At 72.3% G+C, this 10,759-nt stretch carries 11 protein-coding genes; 6 read left to right on the top strand and 5 right to left on the bottom strand.

All coding sequences use genetic code 11. The features are described from left to right. Window positions 1-183: 183 nt before the first annotated feature. Window positions 184-819 (bottom strand): TetR/AcrR family transcriptional regulator, encoded by a 636-nt coding sequence (locus tag ETD83_RS34495; protein WP_171064603.1) that lies wholly within the window; start codon window positions 817-819, stop codon window positions 184-186. Window positions 820-1,148: 329 nt separating this feature from the next. On the opposite strand from ETD83_RS34495, the gene ETD83_RS34490 reads away from it, so the two are divergent. Beyond that, the gene (locus tag ETD83_RS34490; protein ID WP_138649399.1) at window positions 1,149-1,631 is read left to right on the top strand and encodes a GNAT family N-acetyltransferase; all 483 of its coding nucleotides are present in this window, start codon (window positions 1,149-1,151) and stop codon (window positions 1,629-1,631) included. A gap of 12 nt (window positions 1,632-1,643) precedes the next feature. On the opposite strand, the gene ETD83_RS34485 is transcribed toward ETD83_RS34490, so the two are convergent. Beyond that, on the bottom strand, window positions 1,644-2,057 hold the full coding sequence (locus ETD83_RS34485) for a hypothetical protein (protein ID WP_138649398.1): 414 nt from the start codon (window positions 2,055-2,057) through the stop codon (window positions 1,644-1,646). A gap of 307 nt (window positions 2,058-2,364) precedes the next feature. On the opposite strand from ETD83_RS34485, the gene ETD83_RS34480 reads away from it, so the two are divergent. Continuing rightward, on the top strand, window positions 2,365-2,997 hold the full coding sequence (locus ETD83_RS34480; protein WP_138649397.1) for an HAD family hydrolase: 633 nt from the start codon (window positions 2,365-2,367) through the stop codon (window positions 2,995-2,997). A gap of 178 nt (window positions 2,998-3,175) precedes the next feature. Continuing rightward, window positions 3,176-3,574, top strand: coding sequence for a cold-shock protein (locus ETD83_RS34475; protein ID WP_138649396.1), 399 nt, complete (start codon window positions 3,176-3,178; stop codon window positions 3,572-3,574). 29 nt (window positions 3,575-3,603) lie between these two features. On the opposite strand, the gene ETD83_RS34470 is transcribed toward ETD83_RS34475, so the two are convergent. After that, entirely contained in the window at window positions 3,604-5,052 is a 1,449-nt protein-coding gene (locus tag ETD83_RS34470) for an MFS transporter (protein ID WP_230421375.1), read from the bottom strand. 299 nt (window positions 5,053-5,351) lie between these two features. Between ETD83_RS34470 and ETD83_RS34465 the strand changes: the two genes are divergently transcribed. Both ETD83_RS34465 and ETD83_RS34460 read left to right on the top strand, forming a co-directional pair. Continuing rightward, window positions 5,352-6,149: a DUF3027 domain-containing protein gene (locus ETD83_RS34465; protein ID WP_230421376.1), complete on the top strand. Its 798-nt coding sequence runs from the start codon at window positions 5,352-5,354 to the stop codon at window positions 6,147-6,149. Window positions 6,150-6,151: 2 nt separating this feature from the next. Next, on the top strand, window positions 6,152-9,118 hold the full coding sequence (locus ETD83_RS34460) for a sacsin N-terminal ATP-binding-like domain-containing protein (protein ID WP_138649394.1): 2,967 nt from the start codon (window positions 6,152-6,154) through the stop codon (window positions 9,116-9,118). 12 nt (window positions 9,119-9,130) lie between these two features. Here the strand turns inward: ETD83_RS34460 and ETD83_RS34455 are convergent, their stop codons facing one another. Continuing rightward, complete coding sequence (locus ETD83_RS34455) at window positions 9,131-9,448, bottom strand: DUF2530 domain-containing protein (RefSeq protein WP_138649393.1); 318 nt, start codon at window positions 9,446-9,448, stop codon at window positions 9,131-9,133. Between the two features lie 4 nt (window positions 9,449-9,452). Then, complete coding sequence (locus ETD83_RS34450; protein WP_138649392.1) at window positions 9,453-10,022, bottom strand: TetR-like C-terminal domain-containing protein; 570 nt, start codon at window positions 10,020-10,022, stop codon at window positions 9,453-9,455. Window positions 10,023-10,104: 82 nt separating this feature from the next. Here ETD83_RS34450 and ETD83_RS34445 point away from each other — a divergent pair, with 82 nt between their 5' ends. After that, on the top strand, window positions 10,105-10,584 hold the full coding sequence (locus tag ETD83_RS34445) for a MarR family transcriptional regulator (RefSeq protein WP_407921540.1): 480 nt from the start codon (window positions 10,105-10,107) through the stop codon (window positions 10,582-10,584). Window positions 10,585-10,759 lie beyond the last annotated feature (175 nt).

The following is a 10,759-nucleotide window of genomic DNA, read 5'->3' as shown; positions in this document are numbered from 1 at the left end:
GGGCTGGAGGACGAGGGTGTGCGCCGACCTCGTCGGGCCCCTCAAGGGTAGGAGTCCGCACGGCGTGATCTGTAGGACGAACATGCCGTGTGCTGGAGGAACGCCTGCCAAGCGGCGAAACGCGTGCCGGGCGGCTGCCGGGCGGCGAGGGCCGCGGGTGGTCTGAGTGCGGGGCGCGTTGGGTCAGGGGGACGTCGTGGGTGCGGGGGCCGGGATGCGCTCTAGGCGGAGGAGCCCGAGGCCGAGCCGCGCCCAGCTCTCCACGAACCGGTTCTCGTCGATGCGGGTCGGCGGCTCGTACATCGACTCGTTCGCCAGCCAGTAGTTCACCACCGCGCCGCCGAGGATCGCCGCGATGGCCGGCCAGTCCTCGTCGGCGTCCGCGAACTCGGGCTGCGACGCCAGCCAGGTGGCGATCCCGTCGTACAGGGGGTTGACGATGCCCTCGCGCATCTCCGCGACCAGGTTCGGGAACTGGTCGAGGTCGCGGAACAGCACCCGGATGAGGTCCTGCTCCTCGCGCATCTTCGCCAGACCGGCCTGGCAGGTCATCCGCAGCCGCGTCTCCAGCGGACGCTCCTCGTAGACGGTCGCCTGGTCCAGGCCGTCGTCGATCTGCCGGCGGGTCCGCTCGATGTGCTCGCGGATGGCGGAGGCGAGGACCTCCTCCTTGGACCGGAAGTGCCGGTACAGGCCGCCCGCGCCGGGCGAGAGACCAGCGGCCGCCTCGATCTCCGCCACCGACGTCGCCGTGTAACCCCGGTCGGCGAACAGCCGGAGCGACTCGGCCACGATCCGCTCGCGCGTGGACATCGGCATCTGATCTACCTCCATGGACCCGCCGCACGATTCGAACGTACGTGCTCAGACACGGGTGCCCGATCCGCGGGAACCGCGCTGATCGAGCCTACCGCCGGGCAGGCGGGAAGTGAGTTCTGTGGAGCGCGGGGCGAATCCGCTGCATCGGTGTTGCAGAGGTTCAAGGTGATGAATTCCTCCGCAAGATGACATTCGTCATCGTTACCGGCTGGCCTAGAGGCAGCGTGGCGTGTACACAGTGTGTTACGCCTCGCTGCGGCTCCCGGGGCCGCTAGAGTTTCGATGCCCGCGCCCCGTCGCCGAAAGGGGCGTCGTCGGAAAGGTCGGCGATGTTCAAGTCTCCGCGGAAGGCGGCCGACGGGGCCTTCCTGCCCGAGGACTTCGTGGTACCCACGCTGGTGGCCGGTTCCCGTTACCAGATCCGTCCGATCACCGTGCACGACGTGGTCAAGGACTACGGCGCCGTGATCGGCAGCCTGGACCGGCTCGCCGGCCGGTTCGGGCCCGAGTGGGGCTGGCCGGACAGCGAGTTCACCTTCGAGCAGGCCCTGATCGACGTCGCCTGGCTGCAGAAGCAGGGCCAGCTGCGGCGCTCGTTCAGCTACGTCGTGATCACGCCGGACGGGGACCGCCAGCTCGGCCGCATCCATGTGGCCCCGTCCGACGACCCCGGCGCGGACGCCGTCGTGGTGTTCTGGGTCCGCGCCGACGAGGAGAACTCCGCCCTGGAGAAGGAGCTGGAGGAGTTCGTCCGCGAGTGGGTCACGACCGCCTGGCCCTTCGACGCGGTCCGCTTCCCGGGACGGGAATAGCTCGCTCGGGGGTCAGGCTCCGCGGCGGATCAGGCTGGTGAGGAGTCTGCCCGCCACCAGGTAGACGACGGCGGCCAGGCCGTAGTTGACGGCCACCTCCGCCTTGGGGTTCTCGGGCTGGAAGACGTCCTTGAACTGCCAGCACAGCTCGGTGGCCCGGTCGCCGAACCAGCGGACCAGGTCGTTCGCCGTGTTCGCCTCGAACGCGACGAACAGGATGTGCACGGCCATGATCAGCACGACGACCGTGGTGACGGCGGACACCGCGGTGGCGGCGATGCCTGCGGCGCGGCGGCGGGCGGCGGTGGCGCCGGCCGAGAACGAGCGCCGTTCCCGCTGGTCGTCCCCGGGCTCGACGCGGGTCGCCGGGTGCTCCCGCGGGGGCATGGGCTCGGCCGTCCAGCCCGGGTCGGGGTTGTCTGCCATTGCGGCCTCCTTCAGCGGCCCACTCACCGAGGAACCTCTCCGGGCGGACGTCGGGGCCGATCGTCCTTTTGCTCGGGGTGGCTTGTTCGATTCCTGCGTTTTCCCTGGTCAGATGGTTTGTGCCCGGGTCCCCGGGTATATCGGCAGCACGGGCGGCCGTTCCCGGTGGACCGGGGCGCCGGTTCCGGTCACAACTGAACGGTCTCCTGCGCGAAGTTCCCGCGCTCTCCTACTCGGATCCCGTCGCATCGCCACTACCAGGAGAGCGCGGGTACTCGCATGTGTCCAGCCCCCTTAACCTGTGGACGTGCCCGATCACGCTTCCCCCGGTCCCGGACTCGCCGTCGGCTTCGACCTCGACCTGACCCTGGCCGACACGCGGGCCGGCATCAGCGCCGTGTACGCGGCCCTCGCGGCGGAGAGCGGCGTCGCCATCGACACCGACCTCGTCGTCCGGCGCATCGGCCCTCCGCTGGAGGAGGAGCTCGGCTACTGGTTCCCGCCCGGCGAGGTGCCCTCGATGGCGGCGCGCTACCGGGCGATCTACGCAGATATCGCGGTCCCGGCGACCGTCCTCATGCCCGGCGCCAAGGCGGCGCTGGACGCCGTGCGGAGCCGCGGCGGGCGGGTGATCGTCGTCTCGGGCAAGAACCAGGCCGACACCGAACGGACCGTCCGCTTCCTCGGCCTTGAGGTGGACGTCGTGGCAGGCGGCCTGTTCGGCGCGGACAAGGGGACCGTGCTGCGCGAGCAGGCCGCGGGCGCCTATATCGGTGACCACACCGGCGACGTGGACGCGGCGCGGGCGGCGTCGGCGGTCGCGGTGGCGGTCGCGACGGGCTCGTACGATTCGGCGGCCCTCGCGGCGTACGGCGCGGACGTCGTCCTGCCCGATCTGCTCGCCTTCCCGGAATGGCTCGGCGGGTTCCGGGTGTCCTGAGCCATGGGTACGCATCCTGAGCTGTGCCGCGATATTCGGATGCCGTTGTCGGAAGGGCGGGATAGCTTCTGATCGTCGGCCCGCGTGGGCGTCGCGGGGGGTACCGGTGTGTACACCGCCCCTTGGCGAGGCACTAATCTTGGGGTCGATTCAGGACGATTACCGAACGAGGTCTCCGGTGCCGACTGGCAAGGTCAAGTGGTACGACTCCGACAAGGGGTTCGGCTTCCTCACGCGCGACGACGGTGGTGAGGTCTTCGTGCACTCATCGGCGTTGCCGGGCGGGGTCACGACGCTCAGACCGGGCCAGCGCATCGAGTTCGGCGTGGTCGAAGGGCGGCGCGGTCAGCAGGCACTCCAGGTGAAGGTGCTGGACACGCTGCCGTCGGTCGAGAAGACGATCGCCAAGCAGCGGCGCAAGAAGCCGGACGAGATGGTCGTCATCACCGAAGACCTGATCAAGCTGCTGGACGGGATCTCCAACACCTACCGGCGCGGCAAGCATCCGGCGCCGGCGGAGGCCAGGAAGATCGCGACCGTGCTGCGGGCGGTCGCCGACGATCTGGCCGCGTCCTAGCCCGGTCGTCTGCTGGCGGGCGGCCGCGTTCAGGTGTGCATTTCCGGGTGCGCGTCCTTGATCGTTGACGACCGCTGCGGGGGACGGCGGCGGCGTCGTGCCCGGCGGCGGGTCCCCGCGCGGCGGGACAGCAGCAGGCCCAGGGACACCGCGAGCGCGGCGGACACGATCGCGAGGGCGACGCGTCCGTCCGCGACGATCGACATGCCGAGGCCGAGCAGCCCGCCGATGACCCACACGAGCTGGTGCAGCGTCTCCGACACGGCGAAGGTGGACGAGCGCATCTCCTCGCCGATCTCCTGCTGCACCACCGCGTCCATCGACAGCTTGCCGAGCACCTGCCCGAGGCCCGCCGCGGTCGCCACCGCCAGCGCCGCCCACAGGCCGAAGAACGCGGCGCTCACGGCGGCGACGGCGGTCACGGACGCCAGCGTCGCCGAAACGATCAGCCGGGGCGCCCGCGCCTTCATCCACACGCCGAGCGCCGTGCCGATCAGGCCGCCGGCCCCGGCGGACGCCGCCAGCAGCCCGAGCGCGACGTTGTTGGACACGGGGTCGAACCGCTCCTGGCGCAGCAGGAACGCCAGATAGAGGATCAGGAAGCCGGAGAACGCGCGCAGCACCGCGTTGGCCTGCATCGCCTCCGTGACGACCGGGCCGACGCGCGGCAGTGTCCGCCAGTGCCTGGCCTTCGGCCGCTCGGCGTCTCCGCCCTCCGGGTCGCCGGTCCGCCGGTCGCCGGTCTCGGGTGAGGGCTCCGCGTCCGGGACGTCCACGCTCTGCGGCAGCCGCATGGTGAACACGACGCCCAGCAGGAACACGACCGTGCCGATGCGGAGGACCCAGTCGGCGCCGATGAGCCACACGAGGCCCGCGGCGGCCGGCGCGGTGATCGAGGCGGCGATCAGGCCCGCGAAGGCGGAGCGCGCGTTGGCGGTCACGAGGGTGATCTCGTCCGGCAGGACGCGGGGCGTCACCGCGGCGCGCAGCACCCCGAACGCCTTGGACAGCACGAGCACCCCGAACGCGGCGGGCAGGAACGTGACCTGGTCGCCGTGCGGCAGCGCGCTCGCCATCGCCCAGCACAGCAGCGCGCGCATCACGAACGTGCTGGAGATCGCGTACCGGCGGACGTGCCGCGCCCGGTCCAGGGCCGGGCCGATCAGCGGCGCGACGAGCGCGAACGGCGCCATCGTGACGACGAGGTAGAGGGCGACCTGGCCGCGCGCCTGGTTGACGTCCAGGCCGAAGAACAGCGTCCCGGCGAGGGCGACGGTCACCAGGGCGTCGCCGGCGGAGTTGATCGCGGACGCCTCGATCAGGCTGCCGAGGCCGCTGCGTCCGGCGCCTTGGGCGTGCGTGGCGCGGCGGGTCAGCCGTCCGGTGCGCGTCATCGCGGAACGCGTGCCGCGCAGCGCCCGCGCCGCCCCTCCTGCAGCGGCGCGTACGGATCGCCCGAACCATGTCCGGTCACCCATGCGCCCTGATCTCTCCCCTGCGTCGTCCGGGTTCTCCGCCGAGGCACGACCCCTTGATTGAGGGTACGTTCCCCGCTGGGGAACCTGCTCACCAACGGGGCGCCGGTGGTTGTTTTCCATGGGGAGGCCGGTGAGGTGCCCGGCCACGTCGTTCTATGGGCGAGAATTGGCATGTGAGCTCACTGCCTCAGTCCAGCCCCGCTCGTTCAGCGGCCGCGCACGACGCGTCCGCGCACAGCGCCTCCGGGCCCGCCCGGAGGACCCGCACCCCCGCCGTCGACACCGCTTGCGCCGAGGCCGTGGGCCTCGCGCGCGAGGCCGCGGAGGACACGGCAAGGCCCGGCCAGGCGGGGGAGCATCTCGGCCTGCGCGCCGAGGGCGACCGCGTGGTCACGCACTATTTCGAGTGTCTCGACCCCGCCTACGTGGGCTGGCGGTGGGCCGTGACCGTGACGCGGGCGTCCCGCGCCAAGGTCGTCACGGTCAGCGAGTGCGTGCTGCTGCCGGGCGACGACGCGCTGCTCGCGCCGCCGTGGGTGCCGTGGCTGGAGCGGCTGCGTCCGGGCGACCTCGGTCCGGGCGACCTGCTGCCGACCGCGCCCGACGACGCCCGGCTCGCGCCCGGCTACACGCAGGTGGACGACGACTCCGCCGATCGCGAGGCGCAGTGGGAGCCGGGGCTCGGCCGCGTCCGGGTCCTGTCCCAGGAGGGGCGGGACGAGGCCGCCGCGCGCTGGTACGAGGGCGTCGGCGGCCCCCGCGCGCCGATCGCCGCGTCCGCGCCCGCGCAGTGCTCCACCTGCGGGTTCTACGTGGCGCTGGCGGGTGAGCTGCGGACGATGTTCGGGGTGTGCGCGAACGAGTACGCGCCCGATGACGGACGTGTCGTCTCCGCCGACCACGGCTGCGGCGCGCACTCGGAGGCCGTCTCCCTGCCCGCCGTGTCCGAGCACAACCCGCCGGTCATCGACGAACTGGGCTACGAGGTCCTGCCGTCGCCGAGCAGGGTGGAGGACGCGGCACCGGTGATCGAGGACGATACGTCCGAGGTCGACGACGCGGCGTCCCTGGACGAAGAGGCCCTAGGCCACAGCTGACGATGCCGGATTTCGGGACGCGAGCCCTGCGGGAGCGGGTGCTGCGCGCCTGGCGCGAGTCGCCCGCCCGGTTCCGCGAGGACGCCAACACCGAGGAGGACTTCGCTCTCGGCGGCTACCGCGACCGTGTCGTGACGGAGCTGGCGCAGAACGCCGCCGACGCCGCGCTGCGCGCCGCCGTCCCCGGACGTCTCCGGCTGGCTCTCCGGACGTCGTCGTCCGGAACGGTGCTGAGCGCGGCCAACACCGGGGCGCCGTTGGACGCCGCGGGCGTGGAGGCGCTGTCGACGCTGAGGGCGTCGTCCAAGCGGGACGACGCGGGTACGGCGGGACGGTTCGGTGTCGGGTTCGCCGCTGTCGTGGCCGTCACGGATCAGCCCGCCATCGCGTCCGGCGGGGCGGGCGTGGTGTGGTCGCGGGCGCGTTCTCAGGAACTGGTGGAGGGAGTGCCTGCCCTCGCAGGGGAGCTGGAGCGGCGTGGCGGGCATGTTCCGCTGCTCCGGTTGCCATTCGCCATGGACGACCCGCCTGAGATTCCTGCGGGATTCGACACGGTCGTGCGGCTGCCGTTGCGCGAGGATGCGGTCGAGACCGTCCGGCGGCAGCTTGAACGTGCCGGAGCCGCTTTGATGCTGGCCCTGCCCGCGCTCGACGGCGTTGAGATCGATGTGGACGGGGACGTCCGTGAACTGACCGCTGAGCATCGTCCGCCGGGCGAGGTGGTCATAAATGGGGCGGTGTGGCGGACGGCCGAGGCGCATGGGGAAATTCCGATGCCGCTTCTGGAAGACCGTCCGGTGGAGGAACGGGGACGGCCGTTCTGGCACGTGCGGTGGGCTCTGCCAGAGGACGGCCTCCCGGAAGACACCCCCGCAGTCGTGCACGCGCCCACGCCCAGTGACGAACCGCTGGATCTGCCCGCGTTGCTCATCGCGTCGTTCCCGCTCGCACCTGACCGGCGGCATGTCGCGCCAGGCCCGCTGACCGACTTCCTCGTGGACCGGGCCGCCGAGACCTATGTGCGGTTGCTGGGCGACCTCGCCGTTTCGCCACGCGTGCTCGGCCTCGTGCCGGGGCCGGTCGGGGCCGGTGAACTGGACGCCCGGATGCGGCGCGGCATCCGCGAGCGCCTTCCCGACGCGCCGCTGCTGCCCCACCGGACGCGCGGCCGGGACGCGGTCGCCGTCGACGCCCCCGCGGAGTTCGTCCGCCTCCTCGGCGGCGAGGACGGCGTCGCGGCCGGGCTGCTCCCGCCGGAGTGGCCCGCGCGGAGCCCGGCGCTCGCCGCGCTCGGGGTGCGGCGCGTCGAGCTGGCGGACGTCATCGACGAGCTGGCCGCTGTGGACCGCGAACCGGCGTGGTGGCATCGGATGTACGGGACGCTCGCCGGAGCCGCCACAGACGCTCTGGGAGCCGTCCCGGTGCCGCTGGCCGGTGCGGCGGCGGGCGGGGCCGGACGGATCATGCGCGGCCCGCGGGGTCTGCTGATCGCGGACGGCGTCGACCCCGGCGGCCTGGACGCGCTGGGCCTGCGGTTCGTCCACCCGGAGGCGGTGCACCCGCTGCTGACCCGGCTGGGGGCCGTCGAGGCGGGCCCGCGGGCCGTTCTCGCCGATGGCGCCGTGCGTGCGGCCGTCGAGGAGTCGTTCGAGGCAGAAGATCCCGATGCGGTCGCTGAAGCCGTCCTGGGCCTGGTCGCCGCCGCGAGGCTCGACCCTGGTGAGGAGCCCTGGCTGGCCGAGCTGGCCCTGCCCGGCGACGACGGGGAGCTGTATCCGGCGGGTGAGCTGCTACTGCCGGAGAGCCCACTGCGCGCTCTCATGGCCGATGACGCGCCGTTCGGGGTGGTCGACGGCGAGCTGCTGGAACGGTGGGGTCCGGAGCCGCTCACGGCCGTCGGCGTCCTGGACGGGTTCGCCCTGGCGAAGGGCGAGGACGTGAACCTCACAGGGCTCGCCGACGAAGCGGAGACCTTGGACCTCGATGACGAGGACCTGTGGGCGGAAGACGTGCTGCGGCGCATCGGCCCGCAGGACCTTCCACCGCTCGTGCCGGAGTTCCTGGCCGTCCGAGACCTCGAACTGGTGGATGACTGGTCCACGGCGCTGCGCGTCCTTGCGGAGCCGCCCTGGCGGGCCGCGATCGTCGATCCCGTCCATGTGGCCTTGCACAGCGGTCGGCGGGTTGCCGTCCCGTCCTACACGGCGTGGTGGCTGAGCCGTCATCGCGTCCTGGGCGGCCGCAGGCCAGGCGAGTTCAGGCTGGGCGGCGACGAGGCCCTGGCAGGGCTCTATGACCTCGCGCCGGCGGGCCTTGACGAGCGGCTCCTGCTGGCCCTGGGCGTCCGTACGTCGCTGGCCGACTTGCTGGACGAACCCGGAGGCGCCCAAGAGCTCCTCGACCGGCTCGGTGACCCGGGACGGTCCGTCAGCCGAGCACAGCTGGGCAGCCTGTGGACGGCCTTGGCCGACACCCCGGACGCAGCCGTCGAAACACCCGACCATGTCCGGACGGTCGTGGACGGCGACGTCGAGGTCGTGGACGCCGCCGACGCCCTCGTCCTGGACGCCCCGGACGTCCTCCCGCTCCTCCAAGGCCAGCCGCTCGTCATCGCCGCACAAGGACGGGACGAACGCCTGGCCGAACTCCTCGATCTGCCTCTGGCCGGAGACGAGGTTCCGGGGGTCGTCCAATCGGAGGGCGAGAAACGTCCTGTACCGGACGCCGTCAGGGCCGTCCTGCCGGACGCCCCCGCCGACTACCTCGCGCATGAACGCCTCGTCGTGGACGGCCAGGACGTGCCGTGGTGGACAAGAGACGGCGAAGTACGCGCAAGCGGAGTGCACGGCCTCGCCCGCGCACTCGCATGGTCGACGGGGCATTGGGCCGACCGGCTCATGGTCGAAGCGGTGCTGCGCGCCCCTGATGCACTGCCAGACCTCCTGGCCGAGGCAGACCTGGAGCCCTAGCCCTACCCAGGGCTATTCGGCTCGCCCGTGCTCCGCGGTCTCGGCGGGCTTGTCGCCTTCGGTGTCCGCTTTGGCGTCGGCCTCGCGTTGGGCGGCGCGGGCGGCCTCCTGCGCGGCGCGGCGGGCCTGCAGCCTCGGGACGTACCAGACGCCGAACACGCCACTGGCGAAGCCCGTGACGCACACCCACAGCCACCACCGGTCCTCGGACGGCAGCCCGACGATGAGCAGCACGACGAAGGCCACGGCCCAGGCGGCGGCGCCCGCGGCCGCGATGCGGACGTCGTTGGTCTGCATGGGCGGCGGGTCCGGGCGGCGCGGTCGGGTCATGCGATCAGGTTACGCCGCGGGCGCCGGGCAATCCTCCGACGACCATGGCTATGAGCAGCTCATAGCTGGCCTCCAGATCCTCGGGCAGGCCGAAACCGCCCGCGGCCTCCAGGACGGCGAACCCGTGCACGGCCGAACGCAGGCAGCGGGCAGCGTGGACCAGCTCCGAACCCTCCAGGGCGTAGCCGCGCAGCGCCGCGTAGATGATGGCCAGGAGACGTTCGCCCGCGGCGTTGTCCTCCGGCTGGGCGTCCGCCGACTGGTCCATGGCCGCGTACCGGCCGGGATGCTCCACCACGTACGACCGGTAGGCGCGCATCAGGGCGCGGACGGCGTCGTCTCCGGAGCGTCCCAGCGCGGCCTCTCCGAGCCGTTCTGTAAGTTCTTCGAGCACGCGTACGGTGACCAGTTGTCGCAACTCGGCCAGGTTGCGGACATGCTTGTACAGGGAGGGCGTCGCGACCCCGGCCCTTCCCGCCACCGCGGCCAGCGTCAGGGCGCCGGGGCCTCCGGCGTCCACGAGGGCGACGGCGGCGTCGACGACGGCGGCCGGTGACAGTCCGGCACGGGGCATTCCACTCTCCTCATTCGGATAGCTTGATGGCTAATAAGCCTAGCCGCAATGTCAAGGTACGGCGTGGCAGCATGGGAGACCGATGACGATGACAACGCCACCCACCCCAAGCCGTGCCGTGTCCGTCCCGGGACTGGCCGAGGAGCTGCGCATCTCGATCGCCCGGTTGTCGCGGCGGCTGCGCACGCTGCGTCCCGCCACCGAGGGCGACCGGGGCGGCCGGGGCCCGCTGACGCTCACCCAGTTCGCCGCGCTCGCCGCGATCGAGCGGCACGGGTCGATGACGCCCCGCGAGCTGGCCGACCACGAGAAGGTGCAGCCGCCGTCGATGACGCGCGTGATCGCGTACCTGGAGGAGGAGGGCCTCGTCGCGCGCAGCCCGCACCCGACCGACGGGCGCCAGGTCGTGCTGAACGCGACCGAGGCGGGCACCGCGCTGCTGGCGGACGAGCGGCGCCGCAAGGAGGCGTGGCTCGCCAGGAGGCTCGGCGAGCTGACCGACGACGAACGGGAGATCCTCCGCCGGGCGGCGCCGATCATCGACAGGCTCAGCCGGTCCTGACCCGGCGGCGCCGGATTTGCCGGAATGCCGGGGTCCCGATTATCGTTAGCTCTGTTAATGACTTCTGCTAATGAGAAACCCCGTGAGCCCGAGGGGACCGCGACGCGCGGACCCCACGGCCGCCGGCCCGCGCGCGTAACGCGGGCCGCCCGGGCCGCCGTTCTCCCCCTCACCC

The organism is Actinomadura soli (assembly GCF_005889715.1).
GTDB lineage: Bacteria > Actinomycetota > Actinomycetes > Streptosporangiales > Streptosporangiaceae > Spirillospora > Spirillospora soli.
This window is presented reverse-complemented; position numbering and strand designations above follow the sequence as displayed.